This window comes from Colwellia ponticola, assembly GCF_005885605.1.
GTDB classification, from domain to species: domain Bacteria; phylum Pseudomonadota; class Gammaproteobacteria; order Enterobacterales; family Alteromonadaceae; genus Colwellia; species Colwellia ponticola.
On record NZ_SZVP01000016.1, the window covers coordinates 1 to 22,006 of the forward strand.

Sequence of the window (22,006 nt, forward strand, 5' to 3'; positions counted from 1 at the left end):
CGAAGGTGAAAGCTACCGTAAAAAACAAGCAATGAAACTAAATTCAAATACCGGCCAAGTTAATTGACGCTGACCGGACAAGTTAGTTGACGTCTGATACAATGCTGAGGTATGATATCTAAATAGTGAGCTGGCTAAAACAAGCAGTGGGAAGCTAAAGGCAAGCATTTTCCTTCCCCTTATTTGGGCACTTTTATGGATAATAGCCCTATAAATTAAGTATAACTTTAACCGAGTTCGGGTAATGTGAGACCAAGCTTTGGCTGCAGCCAAAGCCTTTTATACAGTAGCTCGATTAAGCCTAGGCTCCTCTATTGAGAGAGCGGTAACAAGTTAGACTGCTGTATAAAACTCCAAGCATTAAACTCGCTATAAAAACCTATACTGCCTATTTTTTGCCTCATAAACGGCAACGGATAAAGCTTGTTTATTTTTATCAGATAATTTAACACCTTGTGTATGATGTATATATTTTGTGAGCTAATATTTTGGTATTTATACAACATGCAGATTGGGTTTTATAATCGAACGTTTGACTGAGACGCTATTTCTCATTACGTCAGAGTTTTTGTTGTTTATGTTATGGGAGTTTGCTTTTAATGATGTAAGTAACATCACTTCAATTGATTAGAATGAGCACCGCGTTTGAGCCGCTCATGCATTTATTAAAGCGAATATCGAATGTCTGCAATTCCCTGTGAGTTCAATTAGTGGATGCAACGCTGTCCTTAATATTGTATACAGTGAATTGCCACCTATTAGGTATACTCACCCTAATCATATTTTTGAAGTCTATGTCAGCAGCACAGATTTTAGTCTCTGCTTAGGTAAAATAACCAATTTATCTTGTGTGACAAATGTTTGCAATTTGCTCATATCCATCTATCAGATTAAACCTCAAGCTATTAACAGCAGATATGAGCTACGACACATTAGAGCGAAAGTTAATTCACCCTATCAAATTTAGGTACTCTTGCTCTGTGAGAACTTTCACACCTTTATCTTTAGCTGCGTTAATTTTTGTCTCTCCAACTTTTTCACCTGTAACTAAGTAGGTAGTTTTACCCGTTACCGATTTGGCAACTTTAGCTCCTAGGGATTTAGCATATTTTTCCATATCTCCTCTAGAGCCTTGTTGCATCGAACCTGTAAATACAACAACTGAACCTGTCATTGCAGAAGATGAATTATCTTTCTCTGATCCCTTAGGGGTCTCTGCTAAATTAAAACCAAGTTCATAAACTTTAAAGAACTCTTCTTTAATATTTACTAGGCCCTCGACAATAGCTTCGGCACTTAGCTGAGCAAATCCATCTATTTTAACCATCTCTTCTGCGGTCAGCTCAAATAACTGAGTGATTGAATGGTGTTGAAGAAGCTTTTCACAATTACCACCACCTAACCTACTAACACCAAAAGCAGATAAGAAACGCCAATCTTCTATTTCAATTTCTCGACTCGCTTTGAGTTGGTCAAATAAGTTTTGAGATGTTTTATCTCCAAATCCATAACCTGCAAATTGATGTACTTTTATAGAGTAGATTTGATGAATATGTTTAATACCAAAGTTACTTAACTTTTCAATAACCTTAGGCCCAAAACCATCATTGTTACCTAATGTTTTGAAAAAGTGGATTAAAGTATTCTCTGTTTGAGCAGGACAGTCACTTTTATTCGGGCAAATGAGGTGATCTGATTCCCATAACAAGTGAGAATGACAACTTGGACATGAATCTGGTAGTTGAGGCTCAACCTTCTTAATCACTTTCTCAATCTTTGGAATAACTAAGCCACTTCTAACAAGCTGTACAACAGCTCCAGGACCGACTCCGTTTGTTTTAACCATATTATAATGATGTACTGTTACTCGGCTTATAGTGGCGCCACTTAGTTTAGTAGGAACCAATTCAGCAACAGGAGAGATACGCCCTGTTCTGGACGTTTGAGGAATAATATTTAACACTTCAACTTCAGCTGAGTCTTCATTTACTTTAAAAGCGATCTGCCATCTGTGATTTTTTCTTGTAGCGCCCATATGCTCTTTTAGAGTTGTATGAGTTGCTTCAAGAATAACGCCATCAATATCAAAATCTACAGCGCTCCACATTTCTTCTACGATTGTCTCAAAGTTTGAAATGATTTCAGAAAAGTGTGCCGTCTTATTTTTTATTAATGCAAAAGGATAAAAAACACATGCCCCATCGTCTATAGCCTTCTGTACATTTTTATCTACTTTTTTTTCTGCGATGATTGCTGCTTGAATGTTTCGTGAATTTTCAAAAATATCACTCAGCACTGTATCGAAGTAACTTTTCTTAATGACGATTTCACCGGGCCCTAAGCCTCGTTCACCATTGTCAGCAACTTTTAATCCTCTATCAAAGGCTCTTGTAATATCCTGCCCCCTGTAGCCATCTCCTCTGGTATACAAAGTTGTTCCATCATCAAATGCCGCATAGCCATCAAGTTTAGGAGTTACTCTTAACTCTATTTCCTCTTCTGGAATGTTAATCTCTTGCGCCGCCTTCAATATCCTTTTTAACCACTTTTCGATATCTTCTTTTGAATAAGCCTTCTCTGTTGAAAGCATTCTTTGTGGTAGCTCTACCGTTTTGGCTTCTGCCAGCACTTCAGGTTCAACTTGATTAAGGTATGGATGAAGATGATTTATATCTCTTAACATAGAAATATATAAATCATATTGTTCATCGGTTATGACTTGAACACCTGCTCGATAAAGAGCATTTGATGCTTTTAAAAGTTGAACTAATTTTTCTGAATCTAACTTGGGTTGATTAAAAAGACTCATTAACTCGTTTGGGTTAATTTCTTTATCGAACTTAATGAGGACTTCTAATTGCTCATTATTTAAATTGACTGTTAACATTTGACGGTTCCTATATGAGGTTAAGTAAACGACTTTTACTCCTCATTGGTATTAATTTATTTCGTACTTTAAAGTAACGCTTAATTTAGAGTAGTTTTATTTGTAAGTTCTTTGTATGCTCACTGACAAGATAAACAGAGTTTCGTATGATTCAGGGAAAAATTTTACCATCGCCACGTGTAGCCGCTTGTACTAAAGTAGCTTGCTCCTATCGTCAACTCACCGCTAAATAAAAAGACATTACCCAATGAGCGCACGGGTTGTTGATGCGTCACTTAAGTAACGATTTTAACGCTTCTCTTCCGACCTTTTGACTGGGAGACCCAAGCGTTTTAAGTGCCGGATTGGCTGTTTCTAACTCGATTAGTGCGTTCATTACTCGATCATATTACACATTAGGAATACTGGCAGATCTAGTACGTAATATTCATAATTATACTGATTAAATAACTGTTCTATTTGGGTAATTTTTTCTTTGGCGGTAGACATAAAATAATTCACTAAGCGTTAATAATAGACAAGCTATTAATAGGTGACATATAAAAAGCTGGAAATAGAAACGGGCAATAGCCCGTTTAATATATAAGATAACAATTATAAAGTAGTTTCTATAAAGTCAAAATATAAAGTGGAGGCGACATATTAACATTAACTGTGGTGATTACAGGCGTTATTAGCGTTAATTAGTTGGCTAACGCAATGCGACTTTTTCGATCAAATTCTCGTATTTTACTTAAGTAGTGTTGCTCGGTTTGTTTAGTCATAATATTACGTTTATCATCGAGAATTTGAGCATTAAACTCTTGTGCTAATTGCTTCGCCGCATTAAGCATGTTGTCAAAAACAACTAAAGGCTCTCCTTCATTGGGCAAGGTCATAAATAAAGTAACACCACGAGTAGCAAACGTCTCCATAGTATCTAAATCAAATGAGCCTGGATTCATTATATTTGCCAAACTAAAAGTGACTTTGCCGTTGCCAGCACTATCTTCATGGCGATGGAAAATATTCATATCCCCATATTTTAAGCCTAGGGTTAATAAACTAGGTAATAATGCTGCGCCAAGCATTTGTTGATTAGCAGGCATCACAACAGATAAAGCGACCACATCGGGCTCTGGTTTACTGGTGTTTTTTTCTGCAGCTACAACCTGTGTGCTATTAGATTTATCGAAATCAGTGCCTGTTGGTTCAGATGTTACCGAGGTGCTATTAGCTACCGCTTTTTCTGGTACGCTGCTTACTTTGCTACTTGGCGTTTGTGCCGGCTTATGTTGGGTAACAGGTTGTTCGTATAAAGGTTCTATGTAAGCGCGTTTTTTAGCCGTTGCTGTTAACTCATCACCTAAAGCACCTTGGGAGCTGTGCTTGTCGTTAAACCAGTTTGTTTCAAGAGTACTATCTAACACTGGCTCTGCACTGTTATCATGTTGTTCAATATCGAGTTTTGCCCTGTGCTTAGTGATATCACTTAATACATCATTTTTGATGAGTATTTGGCTTTTAGAGAGATCATCGGGTAATTCAATACCGGTACGTAAAATATGTTCGGCAACAGCCGCATCGTCAAGACTCGATTGCGACTCTTGACTACTTGGTTTCACCTTTACTTGACCTACGCCGTCTTGATCAAAGCCATTGCCATCAAAATCTCTAGTAATGGGATCCGATTTATCCTTTGATGTTTTTAACTTATAAGGATTTTTTTGTTTTCTAATTATCCATAAACCATGAATGAATATTGCAGTAATGACAATGGCACTAAGTATAATTAAGACGTTTCTAAAGTTTTCTTCCATTTTCTAGCCTATTTACTTTACTGATTGCAAGGGTGCAAGGGACTGGTGTTTTTGTGGTAAAGTGGTCTGCTAAAAACCAACAGTCTCTGTTTTCATGCGACTATCATCGCGATATATTAACAGGAAAGACTACCAGAAATGAGCAAGATTTGTAACAAGTTAATGTTTAAAAGCACGAAAAAAACTTTTATACTCTCACGAATAATATCAGTTACTTAGGAATACTTTATCGCCATGGAAAAACCCGCTAAACAAGTTAACTATAGTGCTATTAATCACAGTGGTGCTAGCTACTTTATGAAAGGCTTTAGCCTGATAAGGCGTAAAGGTATACGTCGTTTTGTTTTTATACCTTTAACAATCAATGTTTTATTGTTTAGTTTTGCTTTTTATTATATCTATTTAGAATTATCTAATTACATGACAAGCATTATGTCATGGCTACCAAGTTGGCTTGATTGGTTAAATGTAGTGTTATGGCCTTTAGCAGTATTAACTATTTTAGTTATTTTCTCTTTTCTGTTCAGTACTGTAGCGAATTGGCTAGCGGCGCCCTTTAATGGATTGTTATCTGAAAAAATGGAGGCTATTTTATCCGGTCAAAAAGCGCCATCAGGTGATATGCTAGATATTATTAAAGATATTCCTAGAACGCTTAGTAGAGAGTGGCAAAAGCTAAGTTATTACCTGCCACGTGCAATAGGCTTTTTTATTCTCTTATGGATTTTACCTGTTATTGGTCAAGTCATTTGGTTTCTTTTTGTTGCCTGGATGATGGCAATACAATACAAAGATTTTCCTTTTGATAATCATAAAATTCCTTTTGCCCAGATGAAAGCTATACTAAAACAAAATCAAAGTGTTAGTTATAGCTTTGGTATCACAGTAGCACTATTTTCAATGATCCCTATTGTTAACTTGGTGGTTATGCCAGTTGCTATTTGTGGCGCTACTGCGCTATGGGTTGACTATTATCAAGATAAAGTAGATGTATAGTCTATTAGTTATTGTAGCGATAACACCTGCTATAACATACTACATAGCGAAAGTAATCGTAAACGGAAGTGACTAAAATGAAACTAAGACAAACGATTCAATATTTATTATTTAGTATGGTAACTATCGGTGTTAGTGCCTGCTCTTCGACACAAAAGGCTGAAGAGCAAACGCCCTTAGTATTAGTCGACCCACCGATAATTGTAGAGCCAGAACAAGAACAAGAAAGTGTTAGTCCCCCAATAAATAATGGGCTGATTCATCTCCCCGTAGTAGACGATGCGCAAATATTTGCAGAGTTTAGTGATGCATTACCCGCTATAGTAAATTATTTTACTCGATTAACTGAAGCTGAGATCATAGACTTTTATCAACAAGAGTTTGGCTCTGCTTATTCCCAAGAGCGCAAACGCGATAGATTAACGTTAAAATACCAAAAGAATGATGAAAAAATACGCGTGGTAATTTCACCACAAAATAGAAAGCGTCAAGTAGATGTGATGATTGAAAGCAATACTTTATTACCTTAGTGTAAAACATTCAAAAGTGATAACAGACAAAAAAGGGCGTAATGTTAAAAACATTACGCCCTTTTAATTGACTATTTCATGACCAAACACATCGCAGTTTTATTTCAAAATACTATCAATAGTACCTTGTGCTAAACCATGATAACCAGGTCGTGCTTGTTGATATACCTTAATAGCCCAAGCTTTACTGTCTTCGTTTTGAGCAAGCTCTTTATATAAAGGCACAATGAGTTTACGACGGCCAATATTAGTTAAATATTGAGCCATTGCAGGGTAAACGTCTTTGTAACCTACACGTACCGACAATAAGTACCAAGCATGAGCAATTTCAGCATTATGGCTATTTGTTAAGTTAAACGCTTTATCTAAATTGACCATACGTTGATAAGTGGTATCTAGCGGTAAGTTATTAATGAAATGCAACCATTCGTGCAATGTCCATTTCGTTGTAGGTAATTGCGCTAGCGTTAATTCGTTAGCAATAAGTTGCTTTATTTGCTTATCAATCACAGTAAAAGCATTAGAGGTAGGTTGCGGCGCATAACTTGGCAAACCTGGATTAAAGATCCATTCATTTATTTCACTATCACTAACAATATTTGGGTACTTATCGATTAGATTAGCTTTTAAGTAGCTAATAAAGTTATCAGTACCTAAGCTTTGAAATGCATGGCTGTCAAAATAGGCTAAAACAAACGCATCAAAACGTTCACGACCAAATTTTTCTTCTAGATAAAGTAAAAATAACTGCCCTTTAACATAAGGGACTCCAGAGAACGCATCATCAGGATCTCGACCTTTTAGATCAATGTAAAGCTGAGTATCACCTGCATCAAGTTCACGCATTTCAGCATTAAGATCTTGTGCGCCTAATGCTTGTTCCATTACTGCTCGGTCTCGACCAAAAACAGCTTCCATAATACGGTTTTCAACATAACTGGTAAAACCTTCGTTTAACCATAAATCACGCCAGCTTTCATTGGTAACTAAATTACCTGACCAGGAATGAGCAAGCTCATGGGCAATTAAGTTAACTAAGCTTTTATCACCGGCAACAACGGTTGGCGTGATAAATGAAAGACGTGGATTTTCCATGCCACCAAAAGGAAAGCTCGGTGGCAACATGAGTAAGTCATAACGACCCCAGCGATATTTTCCATACATTTCTTCCGCTTTATCAATCATCGCTTGCGTATCATCAAATTCAGCAACGGCGGCATCTAAAATGTAAGATTCAGCATAAATGCCAGTTTGGTGACTCATGGCTTTAAACTGCAAATCGCCAACACCGATAGCAATTAAATAAGGGGGGATAGCTTGCGGCATTGAAAAGAAGTAATCGCCATCACGAGCAGTACCTGGTTCATTATTGGCACTCATTACCGCTAATAAGTCTTTATCGGTTGTTATGCGCGCAGTGTAAGTGACTCGCACGCTTGGTGTATCTTGAATCGGGATCCAAGAACGCGCATGAATAGCTTGGTTTTGACTGAATAAGAAAGGTTTCTCTTTACCAGCAGTTTGCTCGGCAGATAACCACTGCAAGCCTGAAGCTTGTTCGGTTGAATGATAATAAACTCGTACTTTTTCAGCATTAAAGGGGGTGTTGATAGTTAATTTACTACCTAAAACATCATCACGCTTAGCTAAATCATAACTTACTTTTATCCACTGTCCTTGTTTGTTTTTCGCCATAATGCTGTGAATAACAAGGTCACGCGTATCAAGAATTAAGGGCGCTTTGTGATGAGTTAACCAGTTAAGTGATAACTCAGCAAAACCAGTTAATGATTTTTTATCAAAATCAACCTTTAAATCAAGATAGAGATGAGTCGCTTTTACTTGGTCATAATTAGCATACGTTGTCTCATCGGTTAACTTAGCTGTTTTGTGCTGAGCAGTTAACTGGTGTCCAGTGTTATGTGCCCAAGTAACAGGCGCTACCGATACAGCAAAAGCGCTGAGCAGTAGACAAAGTGTTGAAATGTTTCTCATTCGATTTTATACCTTAAAATTAAATAGTCGTACTTATGATGATTACTCATTACTGATTATTTCTACGGGTTAGTTCTACTGATTGTGGTAAGTTGAGCACAAATAAAAAGACCTGTAGATTACTGTGAATCAACAGGCCTGTTCAATAGGTTAACTAATATTTATTTAATTTGTTATAGCATTAATAGCAACTATTATTTACAGCACTTTAATTAAGTCTTTTAAGTGCTGTATTTATAAATAGGCTATTGCTTTTGCATTTGAATAACCACTCGTCGGTTTTTCCCTCTACCAAGGGTTGTGTCATTAGAGGCAATATGACGTTTTTCACCATAACCTTTTGCTTCAATTCGACTTACATCAATACCATTTTGTACAAAATAATCTCTTATTTTTTCTGCACGTCGCTCAGATAGTTTTAAGTTAGACCAACGGCCACCGTAACTATCTGAATAAGCATCAACCAAGACTAGTTCTAAATCGGGATCTAAGCTTAAATATTCGCGGATCATTTCAATACGCCTTTGCGATGCTTTAGTAAACTTATCACTGCTTGATTGATAATTAAGCACGGTATAGGAAATATCCTCAAAGCTGTAATTTAATAAATTACCCACACAACCAACAAAGTCTCGATAGGCCTTTTTAAAACGGGCAGTAGATAGCCCAACCGATATTTTATCTTGTTCGCTATACCAGTCATTATAATAAAAGGTTGGGCTCATACCCTGCTCTAATTCATTTAACATAGTCCAAGCGACTTTCTTAGGTAAGCTAGGATTAAACTGCTTATGTAATTTCATATTTGCTAAGGTACGTGAACCACTACCGGGTTGCCAATTAGGTGCAACGCTGCGTACTTCAGCTAATGAATAATTATCAGGCAATAACATCATATCTAACTCAAATTCCATATTTAACTTGCGATTAGCTTTTGCTGAAAAACGCGCTTCGCCATAACGAGGGATTTGGTGTGACAAGGTACACTGTAGGCGTGAAGCATTAGAAAGTTGCCAGTTTGAGGTATGAATATCTGCGCTATATTGACGAATTCCCGCTTGAACATCACTGACAGACAAACTAGTCATTAAGCCAGCTATGACAATAAAATAAGTACTCACTGATAAGACTATTTTTTTCATAATATTATTGCACAATATTGATTGATAGCAGTAACAGGACTAATCGCGCTTATATATGACGCTTATGTTAACGTTTGCCTGTATAGGATATTTATAGTATCGCCCTAAATTAAAATAACTTTAGCATTTTATCGATGAAATATCGATTTTCATCTTGATTATAGGCTTATACCTATTTGATTAAATTTCTTATACGCTCCGATCTCCGCTTAATAACAAGGTAAAGGCTTACATGCGGCGTTATTTATTTTAACAAGGCCACTACACGGGGTTAGCTCAGTAGGAAAGAATTTAATCGACTTGCTATTATTAACGTATAAGTAACTTTCACTATCGTTTTTAAATAGACTTTCTGCGATAATCACCGCTATTACTCATCCCTTTATTACTTAGTGACCAATGTCTGACTCCAGTGCTATAGATACCCAGAAAAATCCCCCGCTTACTGCTGAAAAAATTAACCATGATTTTTCTCAACGATTTCGCGGATATTTCCCCGTTGTTATAGATGTAGAAACAGGTGGTTTTAATGCTCAAACGGACGCGTTACTTGAGCTTGCCGCATCGGTACTGCATTTAAATGAAGACACGGGTGATTTCTCTATTGATGAAACAATACAATTTAATATTGAGCCGTTTGAAGGTGCTAACCTTGAACCTAAAGCGCTAGAGTTTACCGGTATAGACCCAACCAACCCATTACGTGGCGCGGTAGATGAAAGTGAAGCTTTAAAGAAGCTTTTTAAACTGGTTCGAAAGAAAATGAAAGCAGCGGGTTGTCAACGCGCAATTATTGTTGCTCATAATGCCTCTTTTGATTTAGGCTTTTTAAATGCGGCTACTGAGCGCTGTAATATAAAACGCAGTCCGTTTCATAGTTTTGTTAGTTTCGATACTACCACGCTTGCTGGTCTTGCTTTAGGGCAAACGGTGTTAGCTAAAGCATGTGTTGCCGCTAACATAGACTTTAATAATAGCGAGGCTCATAGTGCCTTGTATGATACTGAGAAAACAGCTGAGCTATTTTGTTACATCGTTAATCAATGGCGCTCTTTGGGTGGTTGGCCGCTAGCTAATACTGAAACAGAAGAAATAATAGAAAGTAATGAAAAGTAGATGTAGCAAAACAATCGAATTTCTCGCTATATTTTAAAGATAAAAAAACCGCTAAATAGCGGTTTTTTTTTATCTTCTAAGTTAAACAGCTAACTTAGATTAATAGCGACAATTATAACTTGTCTGCGTTGTCACTAAGGTAAGAAGCAACACCTTCTGGTGATGCAGTCATGCCTTTATCGCCTTTATTCCAACCCGCTGGACAAACTTCGCCGTGGTCTTGGTGGAATTGTAGTGCGTCAACCATACGTAACATTTCATCTACATCACGACCTAGTGGTAAGTCGTTGATTACTTGATGACGTACATTGCCTTCTTCGTCGATCAAGAATGAACCACGAAATGCAACGCCCGCTTCTGGATGCTCAACATCGTATGCTTTACAAATTTCATGTTTAGTGTCAGCAACTAAAGTGTATTGTACTGGACCAATACCACCTTGATTTACTGGGGTGTTACGCCATGCGTTATGTGAAAATTGTGAATCGATAGAAACACCAATAACTTCAACGCCACGGTTTTTAAATTCTTCCATACGGTGATCAAAAGCTAAAAGCTCAGATGGACAAACAAAAGTAAAATCTAATGGGTAGAAAAATACTACAGCTTTTTTACCTTTAATTGCTTGGCTTAATGTAAAGCTATCTACAATCTCACCGTTACCTAACACTGCTGCTGCTGTGAAATCTGGTGCTTGACGACCAACTAATACGCTCATTTTATGCTCCGTTATCTATATTAATATATTAAAAAATTTATTTACCTATCTACATCAATGGTGACAGATATTAAAATATCAATCAGTTAAGTGATATTTATTATACTTTAGCTAATTTACTATGCTTGTGCTGAACTGTCTTGTGCTGAGGCATTTTTTGCCGCTGCTGCTTTAACCAAGGTTTGTAACTCACCTTGTTGAAACATTTCCATAATAATATCACAGCCACCAACTAACTCGCCTTCAACCCAAAGTTGTGGGAAAGTCGGCCAATCAGCGTACTTAGGTAATTCGGCACGAATATCAGGGTTTTGTAAAATATCAACATAAGCAAATTTTTCTTCACAAGAAATTAATGCTTGTGATGCTTGTGATGAAAAACCACAACTAGGTAATTTAGGAGACCCTTTCATATATAGCAAGATTGTATTTTCGCTAATTTGTTCTTTAATGCGTTCAATTGTATCCATAGTACCCTCTATTAATTAATGCTTATTCTATTGTGTTGTTCTACTTAAGCGAAGTACGCTAGCGCCTTGGGCTATCCGTTAGCTATTTCATCTTCTTAACTGTTACATATGGAGATAAAAAATAAATTATCAACTCTTTTTAATACAACATAATGGAATAAGTACTATTATCTAAAACAGCTTAACTATTGATTTTAAAATGTATAGCCTTGATAATCAGCTACTCAATACCAATATACAAATAATACTTGAGTATTTTACTCAAGTTTATATGAAAAAACACCCATTTTTGGTGAAAATTTACAATTACAACTAGGAGAGCATAATGTCAATCGAATTACCTGCATTACCTTACGAGCAAAATGCATTAGAACCACATATTTCAGCTGAAACATTATCATTTCATTACGGCAAGCACCACAACACTTACGTGGTAAAACTGAATGGTTTGATTGGCGGTACAGAATTTGAAAATAAAAGCCTAGAAGAGATTGTTAAAACGTCTTCTGCTGGTATTTTCAACAATGCTGCACAAATCTGGAACCATACTTTTTACTGGAACAGCCTTAGTCCAAACGGTGGCGGTGAGCCAACGGGTGATTTACTAGCCGCTATTAATAGCAGCTTTGGTTCTTTTGCTGAGTTTAAAGCTAAATTTACAGATAGCGCTATCAATAACTTTGGCTCTAGCTGGACTTGGTTAGTAAAAAATGCTGACGGTAGCTTAGCAATTGTAAATACTTCAAATGCAGCAACACCATTAACTGACGAAGGTGTTACACCACTAATTACTGTAGATTTATGGGAACATGCTTACTACATTGATTACCGCAACGTAAGACCTGATTACCTTAACGGTTTTTGGGAATTAGCTAACTGGGATTTTGCACAAGCAAACTTTAGCTAATAAAACCCACTCGGTATAATATTAAACCGAGTAAGTTACCTATAAACCTAACAAAGGATAGTATTCTTTGTTAGGTTTTTTTATGACTACTTTTTAGGAAAAGCGTAACGCATTAGCCATAAAGCCTTTGTGTCGAGGATACAAGATAGAATATAAGATTTTTAGGAGGCGAAAGGTAATTGTTAATAACACGCTAATTCGGATAAGTTTTTCTAATGCGAAAGCTATACTTTTTCTAGCTTGTCGAGCTAATAAAATCACCTTATTATAACGAGGTACTCTGAATTAACCCGATGATTTTGCTCTTTCTCCAGAAGCGCTATCATTAACTAGACTACGCTGAAATGATAGAATGTTATCTTTTCTCTCTGGCATGTTTTGGGAATTTATCTTCCTTACTTCAACTTATTATTAAAGTTGGCCCGCACTCAGTCTGCGGGCTTTTTTTTGCTTTTACTTTCATTAATTAATCGACAAAATTTAGTGTCGGCTATAGTCTCAACCAAGGAGTTAGGGCTATAACTGACCTAGCACTTTCGCAGGTTCTATTTTAGTGGCTCGCCATGCAGGATATAAAGTCGCTAGCAGACTCATTATTAATGCGGTAATAACCGTGGCATAAACATCGCTTACCTGCAGTACACTAGGTAAGTAATCTATAAAATACACATCACCAGATAAAAAGGTAATACCCATTAATTGCTCTACCCAACTGATAATAGCGGTAAGGTTTAGCGCTAAATAAACGCCGCACAAAGCCCCCAACAAACTGCCAACAATACCATTAACCAAGCCCTGCACAATAAAAGCTAACATTATAGTTGTTGAGCTTGCGCCCATGGTTTTTAAAATAGCAATGTCGCCTTGCTTTTCATTAACCGCCATAATTAATGTTGAAACAATATTAAAACTAGCCACCGCTATCACTAACACTAAAACAATAAACATCACCATACGTACTAATTGAATATCATTAAATAAATGTCCTTGGGTGCGAGTCCAGTTATTAATATAAACGTAGTGATCAAAACTATAGGCGACTTGCCGAGCAATTTTAGCGGCTGAAAAAACATCATTAACACTGAGCCGAATGCTTTGTGTTTCGTTGGTTTGATAACCCATAACATCACTAGCTAGCGATAAAGGAATATACGCTAATGTCTCATCAATAGTGCCTCCAAACTTAAAAATTCCAACCACTTCAACTTGCTGCGTGATAGGCGCTGAAAATAGTTTTTTTACATCATGGCTTTGTTGTGGCGGCGGTAATAATAGCTGTATTTTATCACCAAGCTTTACCGAGAGTTTTTTAGCTACACCACTGCCAATAACAATGGTAGGTTTACTTAACTTTTGACTAGCTAATCCCTGCCACTTGCCCGCAATAATATAATCACTAATACTGGAGACTTGCTGTTCAAGCTGGGCATCTACGCCACGCACCTCTACAGCTTTTAGTTTTAAACCTTGTTGTAGCATACCGGTTAATTTAATCACTGGTGCTGCGCTAATAACGTTTGGCTCTGCTTTTAACTTTTGAATACTTTGTTGCCAATTTTTTATCGGCTCATTAACACTAATTAGCTCAACATGGGGCACAATAGAGAGCAATTTTTGAGATAACTCTCGCTCAAAGCCGTTCATCGCGCTCAGCACGACAATAAGCACCGTTACTCCTAAGCCAATACCAATAGTAGATGAAGCGGAAATAAACGCGGAGAAACCATTACCATGTCGACTACGCACATAGCGCCAGCCTAAAAAAACACTTAATGGTTTAAACATCTAGCTTACTACCTAGTACCGAAGAGTCATCACCATAAGTTGCTGTAAAGTGCTGAGTCGCCTCTCTTTTATCACCTTCGCCACTCTTATCTGCCAAAGGTAACAACTTTCCTTGTACCAATTTAACCTGTCTGTCCATACGGTTAGCTAAAACTAAATCGTGGGTAACAATAACAAAACTCGTATTCGCGCTTTTATTTAAGCTACGGATCAATTGATAAATTTGCTCTGCAGTATCACTATCTAAATTACCGGTTGGCTCATCAGCTAAAACCAATGAGGGTTTAGTCACTAAAGCACGGGCAATAGCTACACGTTGGCGCTCGCCCCCTGACAATTGTGAAGGCCGGTAATCAATTCGATGCGATAGACCCACTTGCGCGAGCATTTCTTTTGCCGCTAATAAAGCTTTTTTAGGTTTTTCTCCTTGGATCATTAATGGCATAGCTACGTTTTCTTGTGCACTAAACTCCATCATTAAATGATGAAATTGATAAATAAAACCAAGGTGTTGGTTTCTAAATTTCGCTCTTTCTTTATCTGATAATAGATGAATATCGACACCATTAATAAGTACTTGCCCAGCCGTAGGTGAATCTAACGCACCGGCAAGATGTAAAAAAGTGCTTTTCCCACAGCCTGAGCTACCCACAACAGCGAGTAGCTCACCTTTATCAACACTGAGCTCTAAGCCATTTAATACTTGAGTTTCAAGATTACCTTGTTGGTAAGATTTTGACAGTTCAATACATTGCAATACTTTACTCATTAACTTATCGCCTTATTCATTTCGTAATACCTGTGCTGGCTGAGTAGTAGAAGCTTGGTATGCTGGGTAAAGTGTCGCTAAAAAGCACATGACCAATGCTGAGCATATAATTGTAAACACATCGAGTAGCTCAAGCTTTACCGGTAATTTTTGCATACCAAAACCAAATAAATGAACCCCTATTACCGACATTATATCGTTCAAATTAAGTGCTAATACCACACCAATGAGTCCACCTAAACTAACACCCCATAAGCCATTAACCATACCTTGGGTAATAAATATTTTAATGACCTCGGTGCGTGCTAAACCTAATGTTTGCAATATGCCAATTTCTGCCTGCTTTTCAACCACAACCATTACCAAAGCAGAAACAATATTAAAAGCAGCAACGGCAACAATTAAACTTAGCATTAGCCACATCATATTTTTTTCCATTTTCACCGCAGAAAATAACGCGCCTTGGCTTTGATCCCACGTACTAAATTGTGCAGAGTGTGTAGCCGTATTGCTCGTCGCAATATCACTTTGTGTGGTAGAGCTTACGCTCGTATTTTGTAATCGCTCTTGTTGCCTTTGCTCAAGCGCTTGCACCACGTATTTAGCGTTAAAGGCATCGTCTAAATAAAGGCGTAATTTATCAATACCATCCCCTGTTCGCCTCAATAATTTAGCGCCATAATGGCTATCAACATAAACCATGGCATCATCAACCTGAGAGCCTATATTAAAAATACCCACAATAGTAAAAACGCGTTGTACTGGAATACGGCCCATTGGCGTAAAAACACTTTTATTAGGTAAAACTAATCGTACTTCATCTCCTTGAATAACCTGTAAACTATTCGCTAAGGACTGGCCTAAAATAATGCCATAACGCTGCGTTGAAAGCATGTCAATATTGCCAGAAACCATATGGGTATTGATGATATTACTTTGTTCATATTTTGGCATTATGCCTTGAACTAAGACACCTTGAAGCCCTGAAGTTGACTGGATCAACGCTTCACTTTCAAGGAAAGGAGTGACTTGTTGTACGTGAGGATGGTTTAGTAATTCGTCTCGCAACGCTAGCCAGCGCTGACTGGGTAATGTGGTAACGTCTTTATCGATAAAATCACTGACAATAACGTGAGGAACAATACCTAAAATACGTTTTTTTAATTCACCTTCAAAACCATTCATCACCGACACAACGGTAATAAGTGATGCCACGCCGAGTAAAATACCTACGGTGGAGAAAAAGGTAATAAATGAAATAAAACCGCTATGGCTTTTACTGCGACTATAGCGCAGCCCGATGAAGATACTAATAGGTTGAAACATTAGGTATTATTATTTTGTCTGGTACTAATTTAGAATATTCGGTAGCATAACACAGTCACTATAATTGTCTGTGGTAATCTCAGGTAAATAGTCTCGACTATAATTTTAGTTACGGTTATTTTAGTGATCACTATGATGACCCGTTTTTTTATCGCTACAATGACAACATCGTAACTATTGCATACGTAAAATGCATCACTTAAAAAGTTTCTATCTGGAATAACACTCATGAGTTCTCTTTCTCTTGAACAAAAGCTAGCTCAATACCATGATTTTTTTGCTATTGAACATCAATTCTCAGTAAATATCATGCCTATTGATAACAATGAAGCGCACAGCTTTGATCAGTTTATCGCTAGTATACCCATGCCCTTTAAACTAGCGACGGATATGAGCGCGATTGATCAATCAGCATTGCGCTCCTTGCAAAACTTAGGTAGCAGCGCGACTCAATTAGTTAATTTTTTAAATCAGCAATCACAAAAAATTGATTTACTTATTGGCTATATTCTTAGTCAACAAGACGAAGTACAACATAGATATAAAGGGTTAGAGTTTGGTGGTGGTGGTATTAAATTCATTACCGAACAAGCCTTTAAAGTTGGTCAGTTACTTGAAGTTAAAATATTTTTACTGGATAGTCATTGTGCTATGTATTGCTATGGCGAGGTGGTAGACGTAATATTAACTAATGAACAGTTTGTTCATAAGGTTATTTTTCACTTCATTAGAGAAGAAGACAGGGAGGTGTTAGTACGTACTAGCTTACACCAGCAAGCTAAGCAACTACAAAAACTCGCTAAACAACGCGATCAAGAGAGTAAAAGTAATGCCGCGTTAGATAAGTAAGATAAAGTACAAAAATAACCTCCTCCATCTCTTGTAAGGCTTAACGTCGCTAATCATTTTTACTAGCGTATATACTGTACATAGTAGCTACGCTTAGGCTATCAGCTAGACTACTTTTATAAGCAATGATTACCTCAATACAGTAAATAACATAAAAATTTAAAATTTTTCTTTTACTTAACTTTTCCATGACATAAAGTGTCCAGCATTTAACGACCAATATGACTTAAAGCTATGACAACTATTCAACACTTGTTTGATAATAATAAACAATGGGCAGAACAAACCACCAAAGAAGATCCAAATTTCTTTAAAAACTTATCAGAGCAACAATCTCCCAAGTATTTATGGATCGGTTGTTCAGATTCGCGTGTACCTGCAAATGAATTATTAGGCATGCAACCAGGCGAGGTTTTTGTACACCGTAATATTGCTAATCAAGTGATTCATACCGATCTTAATTGCTTATCGGTTATTCAATATGCTGTTGATGTCCTTAAAGTACAGGACATTATTGTTTGTGGTCATTATGGCTGTGGTGGTATTGGCGCAGCGCTTGATAATAAAAGTCATGGTTTAATAGATAACTGGTTACGACATATTGAAGATGTTTACCGTTTTCATAAAGAAGAAATGGATGTGCTTACTGATGAGAAAGAACGTATTAATTTACTATGTGAGCTTAATGTTATAGAGCAAGTAGCCAATATATGTAACACCACAACATTGGTTAACGCTTGGAAAAACAAGCAAAATACTACTGTACACGGCGTAGTTTATAATGTGCATGACGGTATTTTAAAAGATTTAAATGTATCGACTAATCGTCAATAATAACGTGCTTTCTTAACACGGTTAACTTAACACTATTAATGTGTATAGAACAAATAGCTTGACTTTGCTAAGCTAATCGACATGATTAAAAAGCCAACAAACTAAATAAGTTTATTGGCTTTAGCTAGCATTGCTTATCATCAACATCGACTTAACTTTAAATCTGTAGTGACACTTTTACAAAACACCACGTTCCATTTGATTGAGCTCAATCGATTTAAATAAAGTGGAAAAGTTGCCTTCACCAAAACCTTTATCATCAACGCGCTGGATCATTTCAATGAAAATAGGTCCAAACAAATTCTTAGTAAATATTTGTAATAAATATGAATTTTCACCTTGGCTATCCACTAATATTTGATGTGCTTTAATACGCTCTTTATCTTCTTTTACCCAAGGTACGCGATCAAAAATATCATCATAATACTCTGGTACTATATTAAGGGTATCCACAATAGAGCGGTCTAGTTTATCAAGTGAAGCAACTAAATCATCAGTTATAAATGCTAAATGCTGCACCCCTGGGCCATTATATTCACCAAGGTATTCATCAATTTGATTATTAGTGCTGCCCTTCCCCTCATTAATTGGAATACAAAATGTGCCACAAGGTGATTGTAATGCGTAAGAAATTAATGCTGTTTTAACACCTTTAATATCAAAGTATCTCACTTCAGTGAAACCAAATATTGTTTTATAAAAGTTAGCCCACTTATCCATAGTCCCTTGATAAACATTATTCGTTAAATGGTCTACAGCTAAAAAGCCTTTCTCTTCTGTTAAAACAGGATCAACAATATCTTCAAAATCAATCTCATAAATTAAACCTTTATTAATACCCGTTTTTGAAAAGTCTTCAATAAAATAAATCAAGCTATCACCAATCCCAAAAATAGCCGGGTAAGGAAGTTTATTATTTTCGTGCTCAGCAGATCTTGCCCCACGCTTGATCGCTTCATTAAAGGCAAAGTCAGCATTCTCAAAGCGCCAGCCCATAGAGCAAATGGCAGGTCCATGACGTTTAGCAAACGCTTTAGAAAAGCCTGACTTCTCGTTATTTACTAAGAAATGAATATCATTTTGATTAAAGTATGTTATATCACGCCCTTTCATTTTCTTAGTTTTTGAAAAGCCAAAGCCATAGAAAATTTTTTCCATAAAATCTGAATCTGGCGTAGCGTATTCGATAAACTCTATCCCACATAATTTTAACGGGTTTTTATTATCAGACTTTTTATTATCAGACTTTTTATTATCAGGTTCAGCGCTCATGGTAATCTCTCTTCATTCAAGATTTATCTGATAACTATTATCAATGGCAAATCAACGAAGCGAAAGAGTGTCGATGACGAGCGCTTAAAAAAGGTTGTAACATAAGTTGTACAATTATCCCGCGTCAAAAGTAATTGGCCATTAACAAAAGCGACGCTATGGCTGATTGTTAGGTGTACACAAATGTAAACATCTGATCATTAGTCTCTTTATATTCACGCTATGGGCGTGAGCATTAATTAACATAAGCGTTAGCAATCTGTTGGTTGAACAATAAAGAAATGTATATTACTTCACCTAACGATCTAAAAAGTATATTACAACGTATGTACTTAAATATTACACACTAAACATTACTAATAGTTAAGACCAATAGTTAAGTTTCTCATTGCTCCAGCTGTGTTAAATAAATAATTATAATATTTGTTAGCAAAATCAGTCAGAGCAACTAACCTTAAGATAAAGCAGTACTTTTAGCTTTACTTGCGGTGAACAAATTACGAACAAACAGTTACAATTTATTGAACAATGATTAACAATCAACTACTAGCGAGTTATAACTGATTACTATTTTATAAGATGATTTACTGCACATGAGTACTCGCTTGAACTGATTTTATTTTAATGAAGATATCCTATTTTTTTGGAGGTAGTTATGAGTATTTTCCAACATTATCAAACACGATACGAACAAGCTCAGCAGGAAGAGTTTGGCTTACAAGAATTCTTAACTATCTGTAAAGAAGATAATCTAGCTTACGCTAGTGCATCTGAGCGTTTACTTAAAGCCATTGGCGATCCAGAAATGGTCGATACCGCCAACGACCCTAGCCTCAGTAGAATATTTTCTAATAGAGTGATTAAGCGTTATCCTGCTTTTGCTGAGTTTTATGGTATGGAAGAAGCCATAGAGCAAATAGTGTCTTATTTGAAACATGCATCACAAGGATTAGAAGAGCAGAAACAAATCTTATATTTATTAGGACCTGTTGGTGGAGGCAAGTCGTCAATAGCAGAGAAACTAAAATCGCTCATGCAACAAGAGCCTATTTATGTATTAAGTGCCAATGGTGTGCGTAGTCCAGTTAATGACCATCCATTTTGTTTGTTTGATGCCCACTCAGACGCCCAGATCCTTAAGGAAGAATATAATATTCCTGAGCGTTATTTAAATAACATCATCTCACCTTGGGCTGCAAAACGCTTACATGAATTTAAAGGCGATATAGCGCAATTTAAAGTGGTTAAGGTATATCCTTCTATTTTAGATCAGATTGCTATCGCCAAAACAGAGCCAGGTGATGATAATAACCAAGATATTTCAGCGCTGGTCGGTAAAGTAGATATAAGACAACTAGAGCATTTTGCGCAAAATGATGCTGATGCTTATAGTTACTCTGGTGCATTATGTCGAGCTAACCAAGGTTTAATGGAGTTTGTTGAAATGTTCAAAGCTCCCATTAAAGTGCTGCACCCATTACTAACGGCTACTCAAGAAGGTAACTACAACCCAACCGAAGGTCTTTCAGCCTTACCATTTAATGGTATTTTATTGGCTCACTCAAATGAATCTGAGTGGCAAACCTTTAGAAATAACAAGAACAACGAAGCATTTTTAGATCGCGTTTATATTGTGAAAGTGCCTTATTGTATGCGTGTCTCTGAAGAGGTGAATATTTATAAAAAACTTCTTGAACACAGCGAATTAAAAACCGCTCAGTGTGCACCAGACACGTTAAATATTCTTGCTCAATTTGCTGTCTTATCTCGGTTAAAAGAACCTGAAAATTCAAGTATTTATTCAAAAATGCGCGTTTACGATGGCGAGACTCTCAAAGATACCGATCCAAAGGCAAAATCTTATCAAGAGTATCGTGACTATGCAGGCGTTGATGAGGGGATGTCAGGACTGTCTACACGCTTTGCCTTTAAAATTTTATCCCGAGTATTTAACTTCGATAGTGTTGAGGTCGCGGCAAATCCCGTACATTTGTTTTATGTACTAGAACAACAAATTGAACGAGAACAACTACCTAAAGAATTAACAGAACGCTACCTAGAGTTTATCAAAGGCTACTTAACTCCTGAATATATAGAGTTTATTGGTAAAGAAATTCAAACAGCTTACTTAGAGTCATACTCTGAGTATGGACAAAATATTTTTGACCGCTATGTGACCTATGCTGATTTTTGGATTCAAGATCAAGAATATAGAGACGCTGAAACAGGACAGTTATTTGATAGACAATCATTAAATGACGAGTTAGAAAAAATTGAGAAACCCGCAGGTATTAGTAATCCTAAGGATTTTCGTAATGAAATTGTTAATTTTGTTTTAAGAGCAAAAGCTAATAACAATGGTAAAAACCCCGTTTGGACTAGTTATGAAAAGTTGAGAACAGTTATTGAGAAAAAAATGTTCTCTAATACCGAAGATTTATTACCTGTTATTTCTTTTAATGCAAAAACATCAAATGATGATCAGAAAAAACATGATGATTTTGTACAACGTATGATGACCAAAGGCTATACCCAAAAACAAGTACGCTTATTATCAGAGTGGTATTTACGGGTTAGAAAGTCTTCTTAAAACGGCACCTCTTAGGTAATA

Annotated in this window: 18 protein-coding genes; 7 read left to right on the forward strand and 11 right to left on the reverse strand. The window is 36.6% G+C overall.

The features are described from left to right. Window positions 1-949: 949 nt before the first annotated feature. The 3 genes from FCS21_RS13650 to zipA form a co-directional block, all read right to left on the reverse strand. The gene (locus tag FCS21_RS13650) at window positions 950-2,887 is read right to left on the reverse strand and encodes a BRCT domain-containing protein (protein ID WP_138624103.1); all 1,938 of its coding nucleotides are present in this window, start codon (window positions 2,885-2,887) and stop codon (window positions 950-952) included. A gap of 271 nt (window positions 2,888-3,158) precedes the next feature. After that, a complete protein-coding gene (locus FCS21_RS17590; protein WP_138624104.1) occupies window positions 3,159-3,263 on the reverse strand; it encodes a hypothetical protein in 105 nt (34 codons plus the stop codon). Window positions 3,264-3,570: 307 nt separating this feature from the next. Further along, complete coding sequence (gene zipA, locus FCS21_RS13660; protein WP_138624105.1) at window positions 3,571-4,686, reverse strand: cell division protein ZipA; 1,116 nt, start codon at window positions 4,684-4,686, stop codon at window positions 3,571-3,573. 234 nt (window positions 4,687-4,920) lie between these two features. On the opposite strand from zipA, the gene cysZ reads away from it, so the two are divergent. Both cysZ and FCS21_RS13670 read left to right on the forward strand, forming a co-directional pair. Continuing rightward, window positions 4,921-5,682 (forward strand): sulfate transporter CysZ, encoded by a 762-nt coding sequence (gene cysZ, locus FCS21_RS13665; RefSeq protein ID WP_138624106.1) that lies wholly within the window; start codon window positions 4,921-4,923, stop codon window positions 5,680-5,682. A gap of 77 nt (window positions 5,683-5,759) precedes the next feature. Further along, window positions 5,760-6,212 (forward strand): hypothetical protein, encoded by a 453-nt coding sequence (locus tag FCS21_RS13670; RefSeq protein WP_246047258.1) that lies wholly within the window; start codon window positions 5,760-5,762, stop codon window positions 6,210-6,212. A gap of 99 nt (window positions 6,213-6,311) precedes the next feature. Here FCS21_RS13670 and FCS21_RS13675 read toward each other — a convergent pair whose 3' ends face one another. Together FCS21_RS13675 and FCS21_RS13680 are read right to left on the reverse strand one after the other, a co-directional pair. Next, the gene (locus tag FCS21_RS13675; protein WP_138624107.1) at window positions 6,312-8,207 is read right to left on the reverse strand and encodes a M1 family metallopeptidase; all 1,896 of its coding nucleotides are present in this window, start codon (window positions 8,205-8,207) and stop codon (window positions 6,312-6,314) included. A gap of 245 nt (window positions 8,208-8,452) precedes the next feature. Next, entirely contained in the window at window positions 8,453-9,349 is an 897-nt protein-coding gene (locus FCS21_RS13680; protein ID WP_138624108.1) for a flagellar protein MotY, read from the reverse strand. A gap of 399 nt (window positions 9,350-9,748) precedes the next feature. Between FCS21_RS13680 and rnt the strand changes: the two genes are divergently transcribed. Beyond that, window positions 9,749-10,465, forward strand: coding sequence for a ribonuclease T (rnt, locus tag FCS21_RS13685; protein WP_138624109.1), 717 nt, complete (start codon window positions 9,749-9,751; stop codon window positions 10,463-10,465). Between the two features lie 112 nt (window positions 10,466-10,577). Here the strand turns inward: rnt and FCS21_RS13690 are convergent, their stop codons facing one another. Next, complete coding sequence (locus FCS21_RS13690; protein WP_138624110.1) at window positions 10,578-11,183, reverse strand: peroxiredoxin; 606 nt, start codon at window positions 11,181-11,183, stop codon at window positions 10,578-10,580. A 119-nt stretch (window positions 11,184-11,302) separates the two neighbouring features. Then, entirely contained in the window at window positions 11,303-11,653 is a 351-nt protein-coding gene (locus FCS21_RS13695) for a Grx4 family monothiol glutaredoxin (RefSeq protein ID WP_138624111.1), read from the reverse strand. A gap of 325 nt (window positions 11,654-11,978) precedes the next feature. Between FCS21_RS13695 and sodB the strand changes: the two genes are divergently transcribed. Next, entirely contained in the window at window positions 11,979-12,560 is a 582-nt protein-coding gene (gene sodB / locus FCS21_RS13700) for a superoxide dismutase [Fe] (protein ID WP_138624112.1), read from the forward strand. Between the two features lie 516 nt (window positions 12,561-13,076). On the opposite strand, the gene lolE is transcribed toward sodB, so the two are convergent. Genes lolE through FCS21_RS13715 form a run of 3 tightly spaced genes read right to left on the reverse strand, consistent with a single transcriptional unit; the run spans window position 13,077 to window position 16,440 of the window. Next, complete coding sequence (lolE, locus tag FCS21_RS13705; RefSeq protein WP_138624113.1) at window positions 13,077-14,345, reverse strand: lipoprotein-releasing ABC transporter permease subunit LolE; 1,269 nt, start codon at window positions 14,343-14,345, stop codon at window positions 13,077-13,079. After that, complete coding sequence (lolD, locus tag FCS21_RS13710) at window positions 14,338-15,114, reverse strand: lipoprotein-releasing ABC transporter ATP-binding protein LolD (RefSeq protein ID WP_138624114.1); 777 nt, start codon at window positions 15,112-15,114, stop codon at window positions 14,338-14,340. Before lolD ends, lolE begins: the two co-directional genes overlap by 8 nt. Before the next feature lie 12 nt (window positions 15,115-15,126). After that, window positions 15,127-16,440 (reverse strand): ABC transporter permease, encoded by a 1,314-nt coding sequence (locus FCS21_RS13715; protein ID WP_138624115.1) that lies wholly within the window; start codon window positions 16,438-16,440, stop codon window positions 15,127-15,129. A 228-nt stretch (window positions 16,441-16,668) separates the two neighbouring features. On the opposite strand from FCS21_RS13715, the gene FCS21_RS13720 reads away from it, so the two are divergent. Both FCS21_RS13720 and can read left to right on the forward strand, forming a co-directional pair. After that, complete coding sequence (locus tag FCS21_RS13720; protein WP_138624116.1) at window positions 16,669-17,289, forward strand: PilZ domain-containing protein; 621 nt, start codon at window positions 16,669-16,671, stop codon at window positions 17,287-17,289. Between the two features lie 234 nt (window positions 17,290-17,523). Further along, window positions 17,524-18,123, forward strand: a complete 600-nt coding sequence (gene can / locus FCS21_RS13725; protein WP_138624117.1) for a carbonate dehydratase — start codon at window positions 17,524-17,526, stop codon at window positions 18,121-18,123. A gap of 177 nt (window positions 18,124-18,300) precedes the next feature. Here can and hppD read toward each other — a convergent pair whose 3' ends face one another. Next, window positions 18,301-19,395 carry a 4-hydroxyphenylpyruvate dioxygenase gene (gene hppD / locus FCS21_RS13730; protein ID WP_138624118.1) on the reverse strand — a complete coding sequence of 365 codons (1,095 nt, stop codon included), beginning with the start codon at window positions 19,393-19,395 and terminating at the stop codon, window positions 18,301-18,303. Between the two features lie 655 nt (window positions 19,396-20,050). On the opposite strand from hppD, the gene FCS21_RS13735 reads away from it, so the two are divergent. Then, window positions 20,051-21,985, forward strand: a complete 1,935-nt coding sequence (locus tag FCS21_RS13735; protein WP_138624119.1) for a PrkA family serine protein kinase — start codon at window positions 20,051-20,053, stop codon at window positions 21,983-21,985. Window positions 21,986-22,006 lie beyond the last annotated feature (21 nt).